This window comes from Acidisoma silvae, assembly GCF_020618775.1.
GTDB classification, from domain to species: domain Bacteria; phylum Pseudomonadota; class Alphaproteobacteria; order Acetobacterales; family Acetobacteraceae; genus Acidisoma; species Acidisoma silvae.
Genome location: NZ_JAESVB010000004.1, coordinates 42,074 through 64,967, shown reverse-complemented (window position 1 = coordinate 64,967; position 22,894 = coordinate 42,074). Strand labels below are relative to the sequence as shown.

The window sequence follows — 22,894 nt, the reverse complement described above, 5'->3', positions numbered from 1 at the left end:
TCCGAAGGCCGGGCCTTTCGGCTCAGGCGGCTTCGGCATGCCGCGCCAGCCGTCGGGCACGGTCCATCAGGGCCGCCCGCATGTCAGGCGGCACCTGACGATGCGCCTGCACACGCGGATAAGCCATTTCGGCCACTTGCCTGTCGCCATGCAGCGCCTGATATTCCGCCCAATTGTCAAAGGCCATGCGTGTGACGTTGTCGACGAAACTCTCAGCCAGCGTCCCTTCCGCCCAGATCAGCGCATGTTCGGGCAGCTCGACATGATAGTAGGTGAAGGTTTCCGGCACATCCGCTTCACGCAGGATGGAAACGCCATTCACCAAAGCGCCGGCCTGCACCAGAACATGGCCGACCAGCACGGCATGTTCGGGCGAGACCAGCAGGTCGCGCACCGGGCGATTTTCGGCCAGCGCCCCCGCCTTGATGCGGATCGGCAGCATGCGCAGCGGATCACCGAACCGGGTGGAGACGGTGTTGCGGCCGATCCAGCAAACCGGCTGGACCGCGCCATCCGCCGTCACCACCGCGTCGCCGATGCGCAAGGTCTCGACCGCGACGTCACCGACCGGCGTGCGGATCAAGGTACCGGGATAGTAGCAGACCGCCGTCATCATGACGTCGCCGTTCTTATCCTGCGACAGCGTATAGTTCTGCGCCGACGCGCCCGTCATCGTCAGGTGATAGATCTCTGTTCCGCCTGACGTCAGCGTCACGGAATCGCCTGCGACCGTAAGGCCGATGTCGCTCGACGATGTCAGGAAGGCGAAGTCGACCTGATCCTGCCCGGCGAAACCGGAAATCGTCACATCCGGCACCGTGCCGCTGTCTTCCAGGATCAGCAGGCCGCTTGTCGCGCTGAAGGTGATGGCGCCCGCCGTTGCGGCGCCGGACATCAGATCGACCGTGCCGCCCGCGATCACCACATTCGTGGCCGTGCCGCCGGCCATGACGGTTTCGGTGCCGCCATTGCCCAGCACGGTCGCGACCGTCACGCCACCGCTATCCGTCACCGCGCCGCCGCTGATCACGGTCAGCGCACTGGTATAGCCACCGGCCCCCACCGACACGCGGCCGGCACCACTGACGGTTGCGCTGGCAAACGCCAGGATTCCACCGGAATCGGCAATACCGCCGCTGATGGCAATAGCGCCCGACAGATTGGCATAGGCCGAGACCGTGTCGGCGATCGTGCCGCCGGCATAAACCAATGTGCCGCCGCTATCGACGACCTCACCAATAAGGCTGCCACCGCTGGACAGAACCATGGCGCCACCGGCGGAAATGATGCCGGCCTGTTCGGTGCCGCCGGCGCTCACGATCTCCGTTCCGCCGCCCAGCACAAGGCTGCCGCTGACCTGCCCGCCAGCCGCCATGATCTCGGTACTGCCGCTGCCCACCACGGTGCCGCTGAGGCGGTTCACGGTTGTGACCGTGAATACCGCGCCGCTTTGCAGCACCGTGCCGACCGCCGCACCGCCCGAGGCTATCGTCAAGGCACCGCCGCCGTTAAACACCGTGCCGCTTACGGTGATTCCCGAGGAGACCAGCAAGGCACCGCCACTGCTGAGGATGGTGCCGCTGGCCGTGCCGCTGGATGCGACAATTTCGGTGCCGCCACTCTTCACGACGGTCGCGACGCTTTTACCGCCCGAAACCAGTTCAGACCCGCCGGCCACAATGACGGCCGCGCTGGCAACGCCGCCGCTGACGACGATCTGCGTGCCGCCGCTGCTGATGACCGTGCCGCTGGCAGTGCCGCCCACGCCGACGATCTGCCGCCCGCTGCCGAGCAGCACCGTGCCGATCGTGGTGCCGTAGTCGGTCTCCGTGCCGCCGCTGCTGATCGTGGTAGCACTGGCAAGGCCACCGAGCGAAACGACCTCCGCCCCGCTGCTCAGCACCATCGTGCCGATCATGGTGCCGCCGGACAGAATGGAGGCGGTACCCGCGGATAGCACGCGAAGCCCGCTCGCGAGGCCGGCATTTGCGATCACCTCGCTGCCGCCGCTCGACAGGATATCGAACTCCGACACGCCGCCCGAGGAGACCGTGACGATGCCGCCGTTAAAGGTCACGCCGCTGGTGGTGCCGAGGTTGGTGACGGAGAAAAGCGTTCCGCCAAAGGCTCCGCTGGACAGCAGGCCACCAGACAGAAGACCGCCGCCGTCGATGACAAGAAGCCCGCCCTGCGTGCCGCCGGCTTGAAGCAGTTCGGTGCCGCCGCTGCTGATGATGCCGTCAATCGCCGTGCCGCCGGACGTCACAAGCAGCACGCCACCATTCTGCTCGGTGGCGGCACTCACATAGCCCTTGCTCTGCGCGGTCAGCGTGCCGCCGCTATACACATAGGCGGCGATCGACGTGCCGGAGGCATAGACGGTTTCAGTCGCGACGATGGCGTCACCGGCCGCTGTGCCGCCGGACGAGACTAAAACCGCAGCGCCCTGGCCGCTGACGGTCGCTTGCGACAGCTGGCCGCCGTTGGAGACGACGACCGAGCCGCCGGCCAGCACCTGTGTCGCGCTGCCCGTGCCGCCGGAGGAAATATACTCAAAGCCGCCGAAGGACAGCAGCGTCCCACTGGCGCTGCCGCCGCTCAGAATAAGCTCGACGCCACCGCCGAGGACGGTCGAGCCGCTATCGATGGAGCCGGTATTGGAAACCACCAGCGATCCGCCGCTGGAGACGACGGATTTGATGGCCGAGCCGCCCGACAGCGCCGCTTCCGTGCCGCCCGACAGGATCTGGGTCGCGACGCTGCTGCCGCCGGAGGAGATCTTCTGATAGCCGCCACGCGACACAACGGTGGCGGAATCAATCGCGCCGAGATAGGCGTTCTGGACACCGCCTGAACTCAGGATGGTGGCGCTGACGACACCGCCGCGGAAGGTCTGCTGCTGCCCGCCGGCCAGCACGACCGTGCTGAGCCCATTGCCGACCACCATTTCGGTCGCGCCGCTGTTGATGATGGAGCCGCTGTCGGTGCCGCCGGCGGAGATATATTCGGAGCCGCCCGCACCCAGATTAGCGCTGACCGCCGTACCGCCCGCCGCCACCAACAGGCTGCCCGAATTATAGACCAGCGTGCCGCTGGCGACACCCCGCGCCAGGACAGTCTCTGTCCCGCCCGTCCCCATGGTGACGCCTTGCGTCGTGCCACCGGCGCCGACGGTGATGGTGCCGCTGTAATCGACGACGCCTGTGACGAAACCATAGTCGACAATGGCCTGACCGGCACTCAACTGGCCGTTGCTGCCGATCAGGCTGCCGCCGGCACTGATGGTTTCGGTTCCCACCACATAGCCGCCACTCAGCAGAAGCGTGCCGCCCGCAAGAACGGTGCCGCCATTCTCATAGCCGCGTGAATACACAATCTCCGTGCCACCGGAACTGACGACCGTCGCCGAGGCGTAGTTTGACGTCAGAACGTTGGTGCCGCCGCTGGCGATGATGAAGGTGCCGCCGGAACTCACCACCGTATTGAAGTAATAGCCGCCGGACAGCGCGACGGTTTGAACGGCGCCGCTGCTGATGATCGTGCCGTAGGACGAGCCGCTGCCGAGAATGAAGGTGCCGCCGGAGGATAGAGTGGCGCCCGAGATGCTGCCGCCGGACATGACGACCGTGCCGCCGGCATTGATGGTGGTGCCCGTCACCACGGCGCCTGCTGAAATGATCTGCGTGCCGCCGGACGACACAACCGTGCCGCTTGCCCGACCGTTGGAGACGACCTGACTGCCGCCCGCGTTGACGGTCACGCCATAGGCCACCGCCGATGTATAGATCTCCTGCGTGCCGCCGCTGCCGATGATCGTGTCACCGGCCGTACCGCCGGAGACATATTCCTCGCCGAAAACCTTTCCGCTATAATCGCGGCCGTTGGATATTGCAGATTCAACCGCACCCGCCGACAGAATACCGCTGATGGACGTCCCGCCGGACAAATAGACGTAGCCGCCGCTCGATACCTGATCGAACAAGGTCGTGCCGCCGGCATAGACAAATTCCGCGCCACGGCTGATGACGGTGTCATAGGCTTCACCGCCGTTGGAAATCTTCTGGACGCCGCTGGTCAGCACGGTCGTGCCGGTCACGGTACCATAGGTCTGTTCGGTGCCGCCGCTGCTGACGACGGTGCCGGACGCGGACCCACTCAGGAAAACGGTTTCCAGGCCGCCCTGTTGGACCACGGTACTGACCATCGTGCCGTCGGTATAGATATAGGCGCTGCCGGCCGACTGGATGACATAGCCGCTGGCGACGCCGCCACTGGACACCAGTTCATAGCCGCGGCTCGCGACCGTGCCGCCAAAACCGGTGGCACCGAGGAGAACTTCCGAGGCCGCGCTTTGAATCACGGTGCTGCTGGCTGTCGCGCCGGAATTGACCGTCAGCACGGCCGAACTGCCATAGACCGTGGCACCGCTGACCACGCCGCCGGATGAGACCGAAACCGTCTCGACCGATCCCGAAATCAGCCAGGCATTCGCGACGCCGCCATCCGCAATGGTGGCGGAACCGCCGCTGCCGATCGTGACGCCACGCGCGATTGCGCCGAGGCCCGATATCAGCGCTGAACCGCCGGCGCTGACCGTGTCGGCCGAGGTATAACCGCCCGGCCCGACGACAAGCGCGCCGCTGCCGGTCACATTGGCGCTGAGAACGGTGAAGACACCGCCCGACAATATGATGTCGCCGGCAAGCGAGGTGGTGGACGCCGCCGTGAAGGCCGACAGTACGCCCGTGGAGAGATTGGAGCCGACGACAATGCCCGTGCCGCCGTTCGTCACCGTCATCGCCGACGAGCCACCGCCCAACACCCGCGCCGTGCCACCGGACGCGACCACGATGCCCTGGGCCAAGCCGCTGGAATACACGGTCAGATTGCCGCCCGTGCTGACGGTGACGCCTGCGGCGGAGGCACCGCTGCCGACAAAGCCCGCGCCGCCGGTCGCGACAGTCATATTGACGGCGGAACCGCCATTGCTGACGGCCGCGATACCGCCGGCAGAGACGACGGTATTCGACGCTACGGCGCCGCTGCTGATCGTCTCGATGCCGCTATTGAGGATGAGCGCACTCGTCGCTGTCCCGCCTGCGGACAGGATGAGGCTGCCACCGCTGCTGACGGTCGCATTGCTGACGACGCCACCAGATATCGCCGTCTCGATGCCACCGCTATTGACCGTCGTGCCGAAGGCCGTGCCGCCGGACAAAATTTCCGAGCCGCTGGAATTGACAACCGTGCCGCTGGCGACCCCACCAGACAAAACATAGGCGTAGCCGCCGCTATTGACGACGGTGTTGACGACGCGGCCACCCGCCGCCGCGCTGACGGTGCCACCGCTATAGACGGTGGTATTGGACAAAAGCCCGCCGGAGGAAGCGATGGCCGTAGCCGAATCACCGAAGGTGCCCGCATTCGTGCCGCTCAGAATCGTGCCGACCGCCGTGCCGCCGGATGAAACGATAAGCTGTTCGTGCGATCCAATACGCGTGCTGGCGTAAACCAGCGTGTTGCTGGCAAGACCACCGGCGAAGACGATTTCCGTACCGCTGCTGCCGACATTCGCACTGACCGTCGTGCCGCCGGCATAGACGTTAATGCTATTGCCGCTGGACACAGCGGCGCCGCTGTTCACCTGGCCGGACGTAACGCTGGTGATCGTCATTCGCGAACCTAGCCCGATCAATTGATCAAAAGGGTAATATTTTCGATGTCAATACGGCCAATCGCCATCGGCCGCAAGTTGCACATTCAATTAAAATTTACTGCGATAGTGGTAAATTTGCCGCTGCACACTTCAGTTTTGGCGACAGTTTTGGCCAAAACTCCGGCACGTCATGCAGATTGGCCAGAGCGTCCCCAGGGGCAAGCGCGTCTCAACAGCGCACGCGCCCTTGGACTGCGCACAAAGTCACACTGCGCGCTTTTGGATTATGAAACGGGAGGCCGCGTGATCTCGCAGCCCGTCACATCGGACGCCGGACGACGATTGCCGGGCCGTCAGCGCGCCGCGGCCTCGGCGACGGTCAGCGGGGCCGCGGGCGACCCGAAATCCGGCACGCTGCGAATGGCGCGGATGACCTGTTCGGCGGTGATGAGCCGCGTGCATTCGAAGGCCCGCGGCGTATCCTTGTGCCGGGGACACCACAGGAAATCCGACGGATCGAGCTCGTGCCGCAGGTCGTTCGAGCAACTGTTGCAAGCATGCCAGTTGATGACCCGGAAGGGCGTCTGGAATTCATTGAGCGGATGCGTGAAGCCGCTGATCATGACGGCGGGAATGCCCGCCGCCCAGGCCAGCCAGGCAAGGCCGCTGGACAGGCCCACGAAAAACGCCGCGTGGCGCAGCCAATTGACGCGCTCATCCAGCGGGCGGCTGCCGGTCTGATCCTCGGCACCATGCGGAATATGGTTCCAGACGATGCCACGGCCGTTGACCGTATTCTGGTCAATGCAGATCACCCGGTAGCCCTGCGCCTTCAGGAAGGAAATGACCTCGGGCCAGCCGTGCGGATTGTTCCAGTATTTGTTTTGCGATGACGCCTGGGTCGCGATGCAGACATAGGGTTCGGCGATGGGCCGGCGGTCCTGATCCGGCAGGAAGAGAGGCCGGCGGTCGATGGGCGGCACACCCAGAATATAGGAGGCCGTGTGGCAAAGGCCGGCGAAACGATAGTCGGTCGGCTGATAGAGATTGTGATGGTCGTTGTAGAAGACCAGCACCTTGTAGCTGGCGTAGCAATCGGCCGGGTCGGGGTCCGCGTTGGTGACGAAACGGATATGCGGATAGGCCTTCTGGAGCAGCGGGCGGATATCGGGCCGCACCCGGCACAGCATCACGCAGCGATGGCGGGCCGCGAAGGCATCGACCGCGCCCACCCAGGCGATATGGTCGCCAAGGCCGCCAAGCTCCATCTTGACCATGACGATGCGGTCTTCCGCCGCATAGACTTGGGAAAAGACCGAGACATCGTCCTTCCAGATTTCCAGCCCGAAGCGGACATAGAAGCGCTTGCTGCTGGTCATCATGCCGCCGGTCATGGCCTGGTCGAACAGGATATTGCCGGTATCGACGTCGCGCATCCGCACGCGCCACTGTCCAGGCGGCAAGGCCACCCGGCATCCGTCGTTAAAGTCATAGCGGATGCCGTGCGGGCCGGCATGGACCGGAAGCTTGCTGTCGGGGGCGGCGGCGGCGCTCATGACGGGTCAGTCTGGTCCATTCGGCAGGTTAGTTCAGGGCGCGTTATGACGCCCTGCGCCGGATAAACCAAGCCGCAGCTGGTGTCAGTCTCGCAAAACGCTGAGAAAAGTCTCCGTAAACCGCGCCGGCGTGCCGGCCCAGACGCGTTCCCGCAAGGCCTGCCAGCGTTCCTTGCGCTCGCCCAGGTCCATCGCCAGCGCCTGATCGATGGCCTCGGCCACCTCATCCGCGTCATAAGGGTTGACGATCAGGGCTTCCTTCAGCTCATCCGCCGCGCCGGCGAAGCGGGACAGGATGAGCACGCCCGGGTCGGCGCTGGATTGCGCGGCGACGTATTCCTTGGCGACCAGGTTCATGCCGTCGCGCAGCGGCGTCACCAGCCCGACCCGCGCCACGCGATAGAAACCGGCGAGGCTTTTGCGGCTCAACGCCCGCGTCATATAGCGAATCGGAATCCAGTCGAATTCCGAATAGCGGCCGTTGATATCCCCCACCAGCCGGTCCAGCGTGCGGCGCAACTGCTGGTAGCGATCGACATCCTCGCGCGAGCGCGCCGCCACCTGCAGCATGGAGACCTTGCCGCGATGCTCGTGAAAGCGCTCCAGCAGCTGGTCGAAGGCACGGAAGCGGTTGGGCAGGCCCTTGGAATAGTCCAGGCGGTCGGCGCCGATGACGAGCGCGCGGCTGAACAGGCTTTCGCGGATGCGGCGCACTTCCGCCCCGCGCGCCGCCCGCACGGCGGTCTGCGCAAATTCCTCGGCATCGATGCCGATGGGTGCCGTCACCGTCTTCACCAGCCGGCCTTCGAAGACGAAGCTGCCGTCATCGGCCGAAGCCAAGCCCAGAAAGGTCTCAACGCAGGACAGGAAGGCATTGCGATGCTCGTCGGTATGGAAGCCGACGACGTCATAGGCGCAGAGGCCTCGCAGCAATTCGAGACCGCAAGGCAGCGCGTCGAGAATTTCCGGCGGCACGAAAGGAATATGCAGGAAGAAGCCGATTTTTTGTGTAGCCCCGCGCGCGCGAAGATTTTCGCCGACCAGGAACAGCTGATAGTCATGCACCCAGACGAGATCGTCATCCTTCAGCAGCGGCAGCAGGGCCTCGGCGAAATAGGCATTGACGTCGCAATACCCCTGATGCTGGTGCCGGTGATAGTCGAGATAGTCCAGCCGGTAATGCAGCAGCGGCCATAGCGCGCCGTTCGAGAAGCCGACGTAGAAATCGTGATATTCTTTCTCGGTCAGGTCGATCGTCGCATAGGTCACGCCCTGGGCATCATGCAGGCTGGGCGTGCGGCCGTTATGGCCGCGCTTGCCGCTCCAGCCGAACCAGAGTGTGCCGGGCGCCAGGCCGCTGCCGAGCGCGACCGCGAGGCCGCCGGCGCGTGGCGCCTTTTCGGTCGGGATCTGCACCCGGTTGGAGACGATGACGAGGCGGGACAAGGCGCTTCCTTTCTAACGGTGCAGCGGGCAGCGAAGCGAAGTCAGCGGGCAGCGCCCTGGTCGAGACGATCCGCCTGCCGCGCGAGCCAGGCGCGCACCGAAGCCGGCTCCCCGTCGAAGACGCGATGCACATGCAGCCCCTGCCCGCCCAGGGCTTCCGCCGCCGCCATGCCTTCCTCATCCGTCACGTCATCGCCGATGAAGACCGGCGCGCGGCCGGCGAAGGGCGCATCCGCCATCAGGTGGCGGACGGCATGGCCCTTGCCGACGCCCTCGGCGCGGATTTCGAAGGCCATGAGCGCCGGCAGAATCTCTGCGCGGCCCCCAGCCGGGGCGATGAGGTTTTCCAGAAACTGCCCGATATCCGGCCCATGGCTCGGCGCCTGCCGGTAATGGACGACGAAGCCGACCGATTTTTCCTCGAGAAAGGCACCGGGCCAGAGATGGAGCGAGGCCTTCACCGCGCCGATCCAGTCGCCGCGCTCGGGCAGATCGGCCGCATGCGCCTCGATCTGCCCATCCGGCCGGCGCAGCCGCGCACCGTGTTCGGCCGCGACCGCAAGGCCTGGCAGCGGCAATAGCCGGTCGACGTCGGACAGCGGACGGCCGGTAACGATGGCGACGGCGCCGCCCAGTGCTGTGGCAAGCCGGGTAATCACATCCGGCAATTCCGGGGCGACCCAGACAAGATCGTGCCGCTCGGCGATATCCAGCAGCGTGCCGTCCAGATCGAGGAACAGGGCGCTATGCGGGGTCAGGTCGGGGATCGTCGCAGGCTCGGTCATCCGGGACAGGCTCTCTTGGGCTGCAGGGGGCCGATGACCGACCCTCTTTGCCTCTAGAGATAGGGCGCTTCGGCGGAAGCGCTACCCCAAAACCCGGTCAGGCAGCATCCCGAAACGCATCCAGAATATGCTGCATGCGACCCAAAGCATCGACCAGCCAGGCATCGAATCGCATGCCGTTCCGCCCCCAGTCCGGATGCTGGCCCTGTAGAATGGCGCCGGCATCAGCAGCCTTCGCTGCTGGCGGGCGGAGAGCGCATAGGCGGCGGTCGTCAGGTCCGGCCCGGTTTTGACTTCGACCAGGGTGAGAATACCGTCGCGTTCCGCCACGATATCGACCTCCCCCGCCGGCGTGCGCACGCGCCGGCCATGAATGATCCAGCCCCCTTGCCCCAGGGCATGGACCACCCGCGTTTCACCCTGCAGCCCCTGGCGCTGCGACCGGGTGCCTCGCGCCTGACGGCGGCTGCGATCCGCATGAAGGGTCAAGAGCCTCTCCTGTTTTGCACGCAGGGGTTGTATCGCATCAATCGAACAAAATGGAAACAATTATAGTGATCCCGGACCGAACGCCGATCGGCGTGCTGGCCCCTGGGCGCATCAGCCCGGTCAGTCTAGGCTGGGCGCAATACCGCAGCAGAAGGGAAAGCAACATGCCCAATCAGGACGTCCATTCCGGTCCGGGCCTTCATCACCAGACCTTCGGGCGGTTGTCGGACGGCCGCGCGGTGACCGAATATCGCCTGCGCAATGCGGCGGGTTTCGAACTGCGCTTTCTCGACCTGGGTGGCATCGTTACCACCATCCTGGCGCCCGACCGGCAGAACCGCTTCGCCAATGTCAATCTCGACCACGCCGATCTGGCGCTCTACGAGCAGAATCCCGGCTATTTCGGCGCGCTGATCGGCCGCTTTGCCAATCGCATCGGCGGCGCGGCCTTCACGCTCGGCGGCAAGCGCTACGACCTGGCCGCCAATAACGGCCCCAATACCCTGCATGGCGGCGCCGTCGGCATCGACAAGGCGATCTGGGACGTGCGCGCCGCACAAAGCGGCACCTCTCTGTCAGCCGTGCTGACCCATACCAGCCCGGACGGCGAAGAAGGCTTTCCCGGCGCGCTGAAGATGGAGATCGTCTACAGCCTGCATGAGGAAAACGAATTCCGCATCGACTACAAGGCGACGACCACCGCCGAGACCGTCCTCAACCTCACCAACCACGCCTATTTCAATCTCGCCGGCAATGATCAGGGCTCCATCCTCGACCATATCATCGAGATCAATGCCGAGCGCTTTACGCCCGTCGACCTGAACGGCATTCCGACCGGCGAGATCGCGCCGGTTGAGGGCACACCGCTGGATTTCCGCACAGCCAAGCCCATCGGCGCGGGCATCCGCATTCCGCATCCGCAGATCCTGCGCCAGAACGGGTATGACCATAATTTCGTGCTGGAAAAACCCGCGCCGCATGCGCTGACGCTCGCCGCCCGTGTTTATGACCCGAAAAGCGGCCGCATCATGGAAGTGGAGACGACCGAACCCGGTGTGCAGTTCTATACCGCCAATTACCTCGGCGGCGGCTCGGCCGGCACGGCCGGCGTTGCCTATCGCCAGTCGGACGCCTTCTGCCTGGAGACGCAGCATTTTCCGGATTCACCGAACCAGCCTGATTTCCCGACGACCGTGCTGCAACCCGGCCATATCTTCACCTCCAGCACCATCTACCGCTTCAAGACAGATCGCGACTAAGGGGCGCGTCACAGCGCGTTTAAAAAGTCCTTCGCCTGTGACGTTACCGCCGCGCGCTTGGCCGCATCCATGCGGCCAAGCGAGGCATAGATCAGGCTCATGCGCTGATTGGCGCCAAGCCGTTTCTCATTTTTGATCAGAAAATTCCAATAAAGAAAGTTGAAGGGACAAGCCTTGTCGCCGACAACGGTTTTGACGTCGTATCGGCAATGGCGGCAATAGTCCGACATGCGGTCGATATACTTACCGCTCGCCGCATAGGGTTTTGACCCCAGATAGCCGCCATCGGCATGCAGCACCATGCCATGGACATTGGGCAGTTCCACCCATTCATAGGCGTCGAGATAGACCGCCAGATACCATTCCGCAACCTCCTTCGGTCTGGCCCCGATCAGCAGCGCGAAATTGCCGAGCACCATCAGGCGCTGAATGTGATGCGCATGGGCCAGCCGCCGCGTCTGGTCGACGCATTGCGCCATGCAGTTCATCGCCGTCTCGCCGCCCCAATAGAGCCAGGGCAAGGGCCGCTGCGCATCAAGCGTGTTGCTCTCGGCATAGTCCGGCATTTTCAGCCAGTAGATGCCGCGCACATATTCGCGCCAGCCCAGGATCTGGCGGATGAAGCCTTCAACCGCATTCAGCGGCGCCTGGCCGTCGCGATAGGCCGTCTCGGCCGCCGCACAAACCTCCCGCGCCCCCAGAAGCCCAGCGTTCAGATAGGGCGAGAGCAGCGAATGGAACAGCCGGTCTTCGCCCTGCCGCATCGCATCCTGGTAATCGCCGAAAGACGGCAGCGCGTGGCTGATGAAATGCGCCAGCGCGCGAAGCGCATCCTTGCGCGTCACCGCATAGTCGAACCCGTCAAGACTGCCGAAATTGCGGCCGAAACGCGTGGCGACCAGCGCCAGAACATCCTCTGTGATCCGATCCGGCTTGACGAAGAAGTCCGGCGGCAGATGAATGCGCGCGGGCAGCGGCTTGCGATTATCGGCGTCGAAATTCCATTGCCCGCCGACGGGTTCGCCCTCATCCATCAGCAGGCCGGTCTCGCGCCGCATGTCGCGATAGAAGAATTCCATGCGCAGCTGGCGCTTGCCGTCCGCCCAGCCACGGAAGCGCGCGGTTGGACAGAAAAACCGGTCATCCTCGCGGATCTCCACCGGCACGCCGCAGGCTTGCTCCCAGCCCTGCATATCGTCCAGCACGCGGAATTCGCCCGGGAACGTGGTAATCACCTCCGCTGCCTTATGGCGCTGCACGGCACGCTGCACTTCGCCGGCAAAGCTCTGCGTATTGGCTGTGTCATCCAGCGTCACGTAATCGACGGTGAATCCCTCTGCCCGCATCTCCTCGGCGAAATGCCGCATGGCCGAGAACAGAAAGGCGATCTTCTTGGGGTGATGCGGCACATAGTCGGTTTCCGTCCCGACCTCGGCCAGCAGCAGGATATCGGTGGCGGGCTCTGCATCGCGCAGCGCGGCAATGTCCCGCGAGAGCTGATCGCCCAGAATAAACCGCAGCTTTGGTCTGTGCTTTTTCGACATAGGCCCGATATGGTGTGACATGGTCGCCGTCAAACGGCGCTGGCGGCATTTTAGCGCAGCGGAGGACAGGATGTCGGAGATTCTTTCGGCCGAGGGCGCCATCGCCGCCCTTCTCAAACGCTGCATGGTGACCGAGCCCGGCAAGGTCAAGCTCGGCGATTACCCGACCGACGCGCGCATCACCGGCCTCGACAAAAAAAGCGGCAAGGATGCGCTGCTACGGGAGGTCAAAGCCATCGCCGCGCTGCAACAGCGGCTGTTCGCCGCCAAGCACTGGGCGCTGCTCATGATCCTGCAATCCATGGACGCGGGCGGCAAGGACAGTTCCATCCGCCGCATCTTTCGCGGCATCGACCCGGAAGGCGTGCGCGTCACATCCTTCAAGGCACCGTCGCGGGAAGAGCTGGGGCAGGATTTTCTGCGCCGCACGCAGCAGGGCCTGCCGGTGCGCGGCGAAATCAGCGTCTTCAACCGCAGCTATTACGAGGAAGTGCTGATCACCCGGCTGCACCCGGAAATGCTGGCCGCACAGCATATCCCGAAACCGGAATTGACGGATCAAATTTGGAACAACCGGTTGCAGGATATCGCGGGGCATGAGCGCTATCTGAGCCGGCAGGGCATGCCGGTTCTGAAATTCTTCCTGCATATCTCGAAGGAAGAACAGCGGCAGCGCTTTCTGCGCCGGCTGAACCGGCCGGACAAGCTGTGGAAATTCGACGGCGCCGATATCAGCGAACGTAAGCTATGGGACCGCTACGACCACGCCTATGCCGAGGTCTTCGCCGCCACCGCCGCGCCCCATGCGCCCTGGTTCCTGATCCCGGCGGACCATAAATGGGTGGCGCGGTTGCTGATGGCCCATGCGCTGCGCCGCGCGCTGGAAAAGCTGGACCCGCATTTTCCCAAACTCGACGCCGAAGGCGTGAAAGCGGCGGACGCCGCGCGGAAAGCGCTGGAGGCGGAAGGCTAATCCCAGACGGGCGGGCTGCCGATCACCGCTTTGATGGCATCGATCACCGCCCGCAAGCGCGCCGAGGGCTGCGCCAGGGCGCGCAGCATCCAGATGCCGGTCGGGTCGGCATTCCAGGCTTCACCATCCAAAACCAGCCGCGTCAGCAGGCCAGCCTTGACGTCAGGCCCCACGACCCAATCCGCCAGCAGGGCGATGCCCATTCCGGCAAGCGCCGCGAGCCGCATCGCCTCGAAGTCATCGCAGCGGAAGACGGCGGGCGGGTTTGCGCCGTCGCCGACCCGCCGCCCCAGCACATCCGCCCAGCCGAGCAGGTCGGCACCGTGCAGCTTGTCGATGAGACGATGCCGGGCGAGATCAGCCGCTGTCTCAGGCTTGCCCGCACACGCAAGATAATCAGGGCTTGCGACCATAAGCCGCCGCTGGTCGGCCAGACGCGTCGCGATCAGCCCGCTATCGGCCAGATGCCCGATGCGGATGACGGCATCGAGGCGCTCCAGCACCGGATCGGCCAGCCGCTCGGTCAGATCAAGCTCCACACAAAGCTGAGGATGCTCGCCCATCACCGCTTCCAGCGCCGGGATGACATAGCGCTTGCCGAAGGTGGGGAAGCAGGCCAGGCGCAAGGTGCCGGAGACCGATCCGTCAAAAGCCGCGACTTCGGCATGGGCATCGGCCAGCTGATCGAGCAAATTCTGCGCGCGTTCCATTAGCCGTGTACCGGCATCCGTCATGCCGAGCGCGCGCGTAGAGCGCACCAGCAGCGGCACGCCGAGGGACTGCTCCAGCGTATCGATCTGCCGCACGACGGCCGAGGGCGTCTGCCCCCGTCTGCGAGCGGCGGCGGAAAAGCTGCCGTGACGGACGACATCGACGAAGACCGCCAGATGCTCGGCGAAGCGGGGGTCTATCATAGCAGGCGGCCTCATCTTTGCCGGATACGCAAAAGCGTTTCATCGCGACTCTGCCTTATCGCGCGCCCCAAGCCGGCGCAATTCTGCGGTCACCGGCAGGGCATCGCGCCCTTCCCAAGCCAAGGACAAAACCGATGAAAGTGCTTGAACAGATCCTGTCCCAATCGGCCTATTCGCATGAGGTCGACATGCCCTTTGCCGAAATCGACATCGCCGACTGGCTGTTTACTTTGCCGGAAGCCGAGTATCTGCGCTGCTGCCCGCCCGACCATATCGCGGCTGGCATCACCACCACCGATGACGGACGCCGCATGTCGATCAATGTCGAAATGGTCGGCACCGGTCTGGTGGTGCAGCATTACGTCGCCGAGGAAGCGACGCCGAGCTATTGCCGGATGAATTCGATCTCGGACGTCTTCACCGCCAATGGCCGCACGCAGGTGAATGTGGTCTGGGAATTGATGGCGGAAGACGCGGGCAATGGCCACACGCGCTATACCAATCGCGTCACCGCGCATCCGACCGACGCCTTCATGGCTTTCCTGGCTGAACACGGCATCGATTTCGAACAGGCCGCCGCTGGCCGGCAGGCGGCCGGCAGCGACCATAACCGCCGCGAGACGCCGCTTTTCGCGGAAAGCATCGCCCGCCGCGCCCTGGCCCGCCGGACTGCGACGGCGGAAGCGTAATCTACGTCCCGCCCGCCAGCAGCCTGTCGCGCAAGGTCGTCAGATCGCGCGTCAGGCGCTGGATCTCGTCTAGCGTCAGGCCCGTCGCCTCGAAAATGCAGCCCGGCACGCTTTGGGCCTGGGCTTCCAGCGCCCTGCCCGCCGCGGTCAGCACCACGCGCACCTGCCGCTCATCCGCAGGATCTCGTCGGCGGGTGACGAAGCCCGAAGCCTCCAGCCGCTTGATCAGCGGCGTCAACGTATTCGACTCCAGGAACAGCCGGCCGCCCAGCGCGCCGACCGTCTGATCGTCCTCGGCCCAAAGCTGCACCATGACCAGATATTGCGGATAGGTCAGGCCCATCGCCTCCAGCAGCGGCTTATACAGGCGGTTGAAGGCATGGCCGGTGGAATAGGCCGCGAAACAGAGGAAATCGGGCAGCGCCGGCATGGCGGTTGGGGCGTCAGACATGGTCATCTCCTGGCCGGACAATCACCGGCCGATCACGAAAGAGAGATAGGTCGCGCACGATCCTATCGCAACGCTTGACACCCTCATACCACTCGGCTAGTTAAATCGCACACGATTTAATCGTGAGCGATTATCAAAAGGAACGACGCCATGTCCGTGAATGTTCTCTATACCACCGCAGCCCGCGCCACCGGCGGCCGCGATGGCCAGTCCGGCACGCTGGACGGCAATTTCTCCGTCAAGCTGGCGACCCCGAAGGAATTGGGCGGTGCGGGCGGCGAAGGCGCCAACCCCGAGCAGCTTTTCGCCTCCGGCTATGCCGCCTGCTTCCTGGGCGCCATGAAATTCGTCGCCTCCCAGGGCGGCCCGGCCAAGGTGCCGGCGGATGCGACGGTCACGGCGACGGTCGGAATCGGTCCGCGTTCGGAAGGCGGTTTCGGCCTTGAAGTCTCCCTCGCCGTTTCCCTGCCCGGCGTGCCGAAGGACGCGGCGGAAGCGCTGGTCGCCGAGGCGCACAAGGTCTGCCCCTATTCCAACGCGACGCGCGGCAATATCGACGTCAAGCTGAGCGTCGCCTGAACGCGGCGAAGCCGAAACGCAAAAGGCCCGGGAGCGATCCCGGGCCTTTTTCATGTCTGCCGCGTGGGGCGCCTAACGCCGCCGCCGGCTGCCACGCTCGCGCATCACCAGCCAGCCGATACTGGCCGCGACACTGCTGACGACCATGCCCCAGACCATGTCCTTCACCGTCAGCGTCAGATCCCAATGCTTCAGCACCGCGAAATTGGTGAGGTCATAGGTGCCGTAGGTGAAGAGGCCGAAAAGCGCCGCATGAACAATGACCCAGGCCAAGCCGCGTGACCGCCCGGGCCGCATGACGAAGACCATCAGCCCCAGCACGTCCAGCAGATAGAAGGCAACGGCCGGTGCGACGCGGATGCTGGGGGCCAGCATATCGCCCATGGTGGCACGGTAGCCGGGGCCCATCAGCCCAAGCCAGATGATATCGAGCGCCAGAAAGACCAGCAGAGACAAGATATAGGCCAGAACCGCCATGGCATCCTCCCGCGTGGTAGCGCCATTCAGCGCTGCGCCGTCTCCCAGTTCCGTGCCTGATAGAAGGGCGCGTTGGAGGGCGCAAGCATCGGCTTGCCCAGGATATGATCGGCCGCCTTCTCGCCCATCATGATCGTCGGCGCATTGAGATTGCCGGTGGTCACGCGCGGCATGATGGAACTGTCGACGATGCGGAGTCCTTCGAAGCCGATGACACGAGTTTCGGGGTCCACCACCGCCATAGGGTCCGAGGGATCACCCATCTTGTTGCTACAGGAGGGGTGATAGGCGCTTTCGACCTTCTGGGCGATGAAGGCGTCGATCTGCTCATCCGTCACCACATCCGTCCCCGGCTGCAATTCCCGCCCGCGATAAGGTTTGAAGGCGTCCTGGCCGAAAATCTCGCGCGTCAGGCGCACGCAGGCGCGCATTTCGGCCCAGTCATCGGCATGGCTGAGATAGTTGAAGAAGACCTTGGGCTTGTCGCGCGCATCGCGGGAGCGCAGGCGCACCCAGCCCCGGCTTTTGGAGCGCATGGGACCGACATGCGCCTGCATGCCATGTTCGGTGGCCAGGCTGTTGCCGTCATAGGAAATGGCGAGCGGCAGGAAGTGATACTGGATATCCGGGTACGGCACGCCGGCACGGCTGCGGATGAAGCCGCAGGTCTCGAAATGATTGGTGGCGCCCAGACCGTCCTTCCGCAGCAGCCAGCGCGCGCCGATGAGCCCCTTGGCAATCAGCGACTGCGCCGAGAAGAGCGTGATGGGCTTTGTCACCGCCATCTGGAAATAGAATTCCAGATGATCCTGCAAATTCTCGCCCACGCCCGGACGGTCGGCGACCACCGGAATGCCAAGGCTTTGCAATTCCGCGGCCGGGCCGATGCCGGAGAGTTTCAGCAATTGCGGGGAATTGATGGGTCCACCGGAGAGGATAACCTCTTTCCGGGCGCGCACCTCAATCTCCTGCCCGCCCTGGCTATAGCGGATACCGACGGCGCGGTGGCCTTCCAGCAGAATCTGACTGGCCAGCGCATTCGTCCGCACGTCCAGATTTTTCCGCTTCATGGCGGGTTTCAGATAGGCGTTCGCCGCACTCCAGCGCTGGCCCTTCCGGACCGTCTGGTCCATGCGGCCGAAACCTTCCTGCTGGAAGCCGTTGACGTCTTCTGTTGTAGGGTAGCCCGCCTGTTCGGCCGCCTTGACCCAGGCATTATAGAGCGGATTCTTGGTCGGGCCGTACGAAGTGTAGAGCGGGCCGTCACCGCCGCGATAGGCGTCCCCGCCCTCCTCCCGGTATTCCGCCCGGCGGAAATAGGGCAGCACATGGCGGTAGCCCCAGCCCCGCGCGCCGCCCTGCTCCCAGCCTTCGAAATCCATGGCATTGCCACGGATATAGACCATGCCGTTAATGGAGGACGACCCGCCCAGCACCTTGCCGCGCGGCGTATGCATGCGCCTGCCGCCCAGATGCGGCTCGGGCTCGGTCTCATAGAACCAGTTATATTTCTCCCGGTTCATGGGGATGGAGAGTGCCGCCGGCATCTGGATGAAGATGGAGGAATCCGATCCGCCATATTCCAGAACCAGAACGGTAGTCTTGCCGTCTTCCGTCAGGCGGTTGGCCAGCACGCAGCCGGCGGACCCGGCACCGACGATGATATAGTCGAAGGCGTCCATCAGTAGGGGCTTTCCACCGGCGTCAGCGCCACATAGACGCTCTTGATCTGCGAATAATGATCGAGCGCGGCGCGGCTGTTTTCGCGACCGAGGCCGGATTGCTTATAGCCGCCGAAAGGCAGTTCGATTGGCGTGATGTTATAGGTATTGATCCAGCAGGTGCCGGCTTGCAGTTCCGCGATGACGCGATGGGCGCGCGTGATGTCCTGCGTGAAGATGCCGGCGCCGAGGCCGAATTCCGTGTCATTGGCGCGCGCCACGACCTCCGCTTCCGTATCGAAGGTGAGGATGGTCAGCACGGGTCCGAAAATTTCCTCGCGCACGATGGTGACATCATCGCTGGTGGCATCGAAAATGGCGGGGGAAACGAAATTGCCGGCGGCCAGGGCGCCCTCCGTCACCCGCGTGCCGCCGCAGAGCAGTTTGGCGCCCTCAGCGACGCCGCGCTGGATATATCCCAGCACCTTCTGCATATGCGGCTCGGAGATCAGCGCGCCCATCTGCGTTTCGGGGTCCAGCGGGTCACCGATGCGGATTTTGGCCGTGCGTTCCAGCAGCCGGGCGATGAAGCGGTCCTTGATGCTGCGATGGACGAAGACGCGCGTGCCGTTGGAGCAGACCTCGCCGGCCGAATAGAAATTGCCGAGCATGGCGCCGCCGATGGCGCTTTCGATATCCGCATCCTCAAAGACAATGATGGGCGACTTGCCGCCCAGTTCCAGCGTCACATGCTTCAGCGTCTCGGCCGCCGCCGCCATCACCTTCTTGCCGGTCGGCACGGAGCCCGTCAGCGAAATCTTGGCGATGGCCGGATGCGCCACCAGCAGGCTGCCGGTGCGCCCGTCACCGGGCAGAACATTGAAGACGCCATCCGGCACGCCGGCTTCCGTCATGATTTCGGCCAGTTTGAAGGCCGTCAGCGGCGTCAGTTCCGAGGGCTTGAAGATCATCGCATTGCCGCAGGCCAGTGCCGGCGCGGATTTCCAACAGGCGATCTGGATGGGATAGTTCCAGGCGCCGATGCCGGCGACAATCCCCAGCGGCTCCCGCCGCGTATAGCCCATGGCATTGGGGCCGAGATCGACGCTTTCTCCGGTGATGCCGCCCGCGAGGCCCGCGAAATACTCGATGCAATCGGCGCCCGAAATGACATCGACGACATCGGTTTCCTGGATCGGCTTGCCGGTGTCCTGCGTTTCCAGCCTTGCCAGATCATCATTCTTGGCACGCAGCAGGTCAGCGACACGGCGCAGCACGCGACCGCGCTCCATGCCTGTCATCCGTGCCCAGACCTTCTGCCCGGCCCGTGCGGCGGTGACGGCGGCATCCAGCGCTGCCGCATCCGCGATCTCGATCTCGGCCAGCACCGCGCCGGTCGCCGGATTGCGGGTGACGAAGGTTTCGGCGGCCGGATTGGGGCGATAGGCACCATTGATCCAATTGGCGATGCGCGGGGGTTTGCCAGATGAGGTGGCAGGCACGTGCGACATGGTCGGTCCTTCAGGGCTCACGGGGAGCTGCGTGTCGATAAAGCCGGCCGCGATGCGGCGGGCGGCTTCGGAATCCGCCGGGCTCCAGGCGGCGGCCAGCGTCGTGCGCAGCCACAGCCCGTCGATGATGGCGGCGATGATGACGGCAAGGCGCTCGGCTTCCGCCGCCGTGGTCATGGAGCGCAGCGCGTGGCGGAGATTGGAGAGAACACGCAGCTGATAGATGCGCTGCACGCGCTTGAGACGGTCGGAATGGATGGCCTGGCCCCAGAAGGCGAGCCAGACGGCGCTGGTCTGGCTGTCCATTTCCTCGGGCGCGAGATTGGCATCGACGACGGCTTGCAGGCGTTCGCGCGGGGTGCGCGCGTTACGCATGCGGGCAGCGGCGGCGCGGCTGAGGCGCGACGCCAGGCTGCGCAGCGTCGCTTCCAGCAGCCCGTCCTTATCCCCGAAATAATGGGCGACGAGACCCGCAGACACGCCGGCATGCTTGCCGATGAGCCCCAAGGTTGTCGCATTGAAACCAACCTGCGCCATGACGTGAATCGTCGTGTCGATCAGTTGCTTGCGGCGACTATCTTCCTGATCCCGGCGCGACAAGCGTCTCTCCACTGTAAGCGGCGGATCCGCCGCGACGGATTTGTATGATTGCTTGAACGTTCAATCAAGCCGAGAAACACGTCATGCTTGAAAGGCTCGATATTAGGCAGTTATTGCCTAATTGCGCAGCAAACCGACAATCTTGTGCGCTGCAACAGCATTATGTCGCATTTTTTCTGTCGAAAAACGCGTGACCGACAAGGAAGATTGAAAGTATGTTCAATCCATGGCTCCGGGCGGAGCGGCTCTGAGCGCTTGAGACCTTCCAAAACGCGAATAAAGGACGGCAAGATGCGTAAACACCTTCTTCAGGCTGTAGCGGCTGTGGGATTGATCGCGGGTAGCGCTGGGCTTAGCGCCGGCGCCCATGCCGCCGCCGATCCGGCCTCCTGCAAGAATATCGCCTTCTCCAATGTCGGCTGGACCGATATTTCGGCCACCACCGGCACCGCGACCTATATCCTGGATGCGCTGGGCTATAAGACCACGACGACCATCCTGTCGGTGCCCGTCACCTTCGAGGAAATGAAGCAGAAGAAGATCAATGTCTTCCTCGGCAATTGGATGCCGACGATGGCCGACAATATCAAACCCTATGTCGCCGCCAAGACGGTCGACGTGCTGGGCGCCAATCTTGAAGGCGCGAAATACACCCTCGCCGTTCCGACCTATCTGTACAACCAGGGGCTGAAGTCCTTCCAGGACATCGCCAAGTTCTCCAAGGAACTGGACGGCAAGATCTACGGCATCGAGCCGGGCAATGACGGCAATGCCCTGATCCTGACCATGATCAAGAACAACACCGATGGCATCGGCAAGTTCACGCTTGTTCAGTCCTCCGAGCAGGGCATGCTGGCCGAAGTGACCCGCAAGACCAAGGATCACAAGGGCATCGTCTTCCTGGGCTGGGAACCCCACCCGATGAACACGAAGTATGACATGCAGTATCTGTCCGGCGGCGATGCCATCTTCGGGCCGAATTACGGCGGTGCGACCGTCTACACCAATACCCAGGGCGGCTATGTGGAACAGTGCCCGAATACCGGCAAGTTCCTGACCCAGCTCAAGTTCACGCTGGAGATGGAGAACAAGATCATGGGCTCCATCATGTATGACAAGCAGGACCCGCAGGTCGCCGCCGCCGCCTGGCTGAAGGCCAATCCGGATGCGATGACGCCTTGGCTTGCCGGCGTCACCACTGCCGACGGCAGCCAGCCGGCCGAGTCCGTGGTCAAGAAGTCGCTCGGCCTGTAATCCGACGCCGTTTTGTCTGTTGCCATGTCGCCCGCGTGCAAGCCGCGCGGGCGACACCGACGCTTTCAATAGCGCTCTTCCCCTGCTTTCCGATCATCGATTTCCGCTGGCCGCCCTCATAAAAGTCTGAACGGTTCAGGCGTTTTATGATTTGATGCCGACAGGACCGTTGCGACCATCTGGAATGGAGTGCCTTTATGCTGAACGGGCTGGCGGATATCGTCTCAGGCCATAAGATCCCGCTCGGCGACTGGATCGCCAATATCGTCAACTCGATCAGCGGGTCCGACGCGATCGACGCCGTCTCCAACGGTGTCGCCGCCGCCATCAACGGGCTGACCTTCGTGCTGGAGGCGATTCCCGCGATCGTCCTGATCATCGCTGTCGGTCTCATCACCTATCTTATCCAGAAGTCCTGGAAGCTGGTGCTGTTCGTGGTCATCGCGCAGCTTTTCATCCTCAACCAGGGCTATTGGTCGGCGACGATGGAAACGACCTCGCTGATCATCTTCGCGACCGTCATCTCCATGGCGATCGGGGTGCCGATCGGCATCGCCTGCGCGCATCGGCCCTGGCTGTTCACCTTCGTGCGGCCGCTGCTGGACCTGATGCAGACGCTGCCGACCTTTGTGTATCTGATCCCGACCGTCGTGCTGTTCGGCCTGGGCGCCGTGCCGGGCCTGATCTCCACCATCATCTTCGCCATCGCAGCCCCCATCCGCCTGACGCAGCTCGGCATCGCCTCGGTGCCGCCGCCGCTGATCGAAGCGGGCGAGGCTTTCGGCGCGTCGAAAAGCCAGCTGCTGTGGAAGGTGGAACTGCCGCATGCGCTGCCGACCATCATGGCCGGGCTGACGCAATGCATCATGCTCAGCCTGTCGATGGTCGTGATCGCCGCCCTGGTCGGTGCCGGCGGCCTGGGCGTGCCGGTGGTGAGCGCGCTGAACACGCTGCGCGTCGATGTCGGGTTCGAATCGGGCCTCTGCATCGTCGTGCTGGCGGTTATCCTGGACCGCGTCTGCCGTCCGCGTGACAGCGAGGGTTGAGAGA

Annotated in this window: 17 protein-coding genes; 6 read left to right on the top strand and 11 right to left on the bottom strand. The window is 63.9% G+C overall.

Going from position 1 to position 22,894, the window contains the following annotated elements; all coding sequences use genetic code 11:
* Nucleotides 1-22: 22 nt before the first annotated feature.
* The 5 genes from ASILVAE211_RS10895 to ASILVAE211_RS10875 form a co-directional block, all read right to left on the bottom strand.
* Nucleotides 23-5,674, bottom strand: coding sequence for a Hint domain-containing protein (locus ASILVAE211_RS10895; protein ID WP_227321346.1), 5,652 nt, complete (start codon nt 5,672-5,674; stop codon nt 23-25).
* Between the two features lie 335 nt (nt 5,675-6,009).
* Nucleotides 6,010-7,212 carry an autotransporter strand-loop-strand O-heptosyltransferase gene (locus ASILVAE211_RS10890; RefSeq protein WP_227321345.1) on the bottom strand — a complete coding sequence of 401 codons (1,203 nt, stop codon included), beginning with the start codon at nt 7,210-7,212 and terminating at the stop codon, nt 6,010-6,012.
* Nucleotides 7,213-7,296: 84 nt separating this feature from the next.
* Nucleotides 7,297-8,658 carry an alpha,alpha-trehalose-phosphate synthase (UDP-forming) gene (locus ASILVAE211_RS10885; RefSeq protein ID WP_227321344.1) on the bottom strand — a complete coding sequence of 454 codons (1,362 nt, stop codon included), beginning with the start codon at nt 8,656-8,658 and terminating at the stop codon, nt 7,297-7,299.
* A 41-nt stretch (nt 8,659-8,699) separates the two neighbouring features.
* Complete coding sequence (otsB, locus tag ASILVAE211_RS10880) at nt 8,700-9,443, bottom strand: trehalose-phosphatase (RefSeq protein ID WP_227321343.1); 744 nt, start codon at nt 9,441-9,443, stop codon at nt 8,700-8,702.
* 81 nt (nt 9,444-9,524) lie between these two features.
* Nucleotides 9,525-9,932 carry a YraN family protein gene (locus ASILVAE211_RS10875; protein WP_227321342.1) on the bottom strand — a complete coding sequence of 136 codons (408 nt, stop codon included), beginning with the start codon at nt 9,930-9,932 and terminating at the stop codon, nt 9,525-9,527.
* 164 nt (nt 9,933-10,096) lie between these two features.
* Between ASILVAE211_RS10875 and ASILVAE211_RS10870 the strand changes: the two genes are divergently transcribed.
* Nucleotides 10,097-11,191 (top strand): aldose epimerase family protein, encoded by a 1,095-nt coding sequence (locus ASILVAE211_RS10870; protein ID WP_227321341.1) that lies wholly within the window; start codon nt 10,097-10,099, stop codon nt 11,189-11,191.
* An 8-nt stretch (nt 11,192-11,199) separates the two neighbouring features.
* Here the strand turns inward: ASILVAE211_RS10870 and ASILVAE211_RS10865 are convergent, their stop codons facing one another.
* Nucleotides 11,200-12,756, bottom strand: a complete 1,557-nt coding sequence (locus ASILVAE211_RS10865) for a cryptochrome/photolyase family protein (RefSeq protein ID WP_227321340.1) — start codon at nt 12,754-12,756, stop codon at nt 11,200-11,202.
* A gap of 49 nt (nt 12,757-12,805) precedes the next feature.
* Between ASILVAE211_RS10865 and ASILVAE211_RS10860 the strand changes: the two genes are divergently transcribed.
* Nucleotides 12,806-13,708 (top strand): PPK2 family polyphosphate kinase, encoded by a 903-nt coding sequence (locus tag ASILVAE211_RS10860; protein WP_227321339.1) that lies wholly within the window; start codon nt 12,806-12,808, stop codon nt 13,706-13,708.
* Here ASILVAE211_RS10860 and ASILVAE211_RS10855 read toward each other — a convergent pair.
* Nucleotides 13,705-14,622, bottom strand: a complete 918-nt coding sequence (locus tag ASILVAE211_RS10855; protein WP_227321338.1) for a LysR family transcriptional regulator — start codon at nt 14,620-14,622, stop codon at nt 13,705-13,707. The two genes, ASILVAE211_RS10860 and ASILVAE211_RS10855, sit on opposite strands and share 4 nt — an antisense overlap.
* A gap of 134 nt (nt 14,623-14,756) precedes the next feature.
* Here ASILVAE211_RS10855 and ASILVAE211_RS10850 point away from each other — a divergent pair, with 134 nt between their 5' ends.
* Nucleotides 14,757-15,311 carry a hypothetical protein gene (locus ASILVAE211_RS10850; protein ID WP_227321337.1) on the top strand — a complete coding sequence of 185 codons (555 nt, stop codon included), beginning with the start codon at nt 14,757-14,759 and terminating at the stop codon, nt 15,309-15,311.
* Nucleotide 15,312: 1 nt separating this feature from the next.
* Here the strand turns inward: ASILVAE211_RS10850 and ASILVAE211_RS10845 are convergent, their stop codons facing one another.
* Nucleotides 15,313-15,762, bottom strand: a complete 450-nt coding sequence (locus ASILVAE211_RS10845; protein WP_227321336.1) for a MarR family winged helix-turn-helix transcriptional regulator — start codon at nt 15,760-15,762, stop codon at nt 15,313-15,315.
* Nucleotides 15,763-15,912: 150 nt separating this feature from the next.
* On the opposite strand from ASILVAE211_RS10845, the gene ASILVAE211_RS10840 reads away from it, so the two are divergent.
* Entirely contained in the window at nt 15,913-16,341 is a 429-nt protein-coding gene (locus tag ASILVAE211_RS10840) for an organic hydroperoxide resistance protein (protein WP_227321335.1), read from the top strand.
* 72 nt (nt 16,342-16,413) lie between these two features.
* On the opposite strand, the gene ASILVAE211_RS10835 is transcribed toward ASILVAE211_RS10840, so the two are convergent.
* Genes ASILVAE211_RS10835 through betB form a run of 3 tightly spaced genes read right to left on the bottom strand, consistent with a single transcriptional unit; the run spans nt 16,414 to nt 20,590 of the window.
* Nucleotides 16,414-16,818 carry a DUF2177 family protein gene (locus tag ASILVAE211_RS10835; protein WP_227321334.1) on the bottom strand — a complete coding sequence of 135 codons (405 nt, stop codon included), beginning with the start codon at nt 16,816-16,818 and terminating at the stop codon, nt 16,414-16,416.
* Between the two features lie 26 nt (nt 16,819-16,844).
* Complete coding sequence (gene betA / locus ASILVAE211_RS10830) at nt 16,845-18,500, bottom strand: choline dehydrogenase (protein WP_456304492.1); 1,656 nt, start codon at nt 18,498-18,500, stop codon at nt 16,845-16,847.
* Nucleotides 18,500-20,590, bottom strand: coding sequence for a betaine-aldehyde dehydrogenase (betB, locus tag ASILVAE211_RS10825; protein ID WP_227321333.1), 2,091 nt, complete (start codon nt 20,588-20,590; stop codon nt 18,500-18,502). Before betB ends, betA begins: the two co-directional genes overlap by 1 nt.
* Nucleotides 20,591-20,881: 291 nt before the next feature.
* Between betB and ASILVAE211_RS10820 the strand changes: the two genes are divergently transcribed.
* Both ASILVAE211_RS10820 and choW read left to right on the top strand, forming a co-directional pair.
* Nucleotides 20,882-21,844, top strand: coding sequence for a choline ABC transporter substrate-binding protein (locus ASILVAE211_RS10820; protein ID WP_227321332.1), 963 nt, complete (start codon nt 20,882-20,884; stop codon nt 21,842-21,844).
* Between the two features lie 197 nt (nt 21,845-22,041).
* The gene (gene choW / locus ASILVAE211_RS10815) at nt 22,042-22,890 is read left to right on the top strand and encodes a choline ABC transporter permease subunit (protein WP_227321331.1); all 849 of its coding nucleotides are present in this window, start codon (nt 22,042-22,044) and stop codon (nt 22,888-22,890) included.
* The last annotated feature ends 4 nt before the right edge of the window (nt 22,891-22,894 follow it).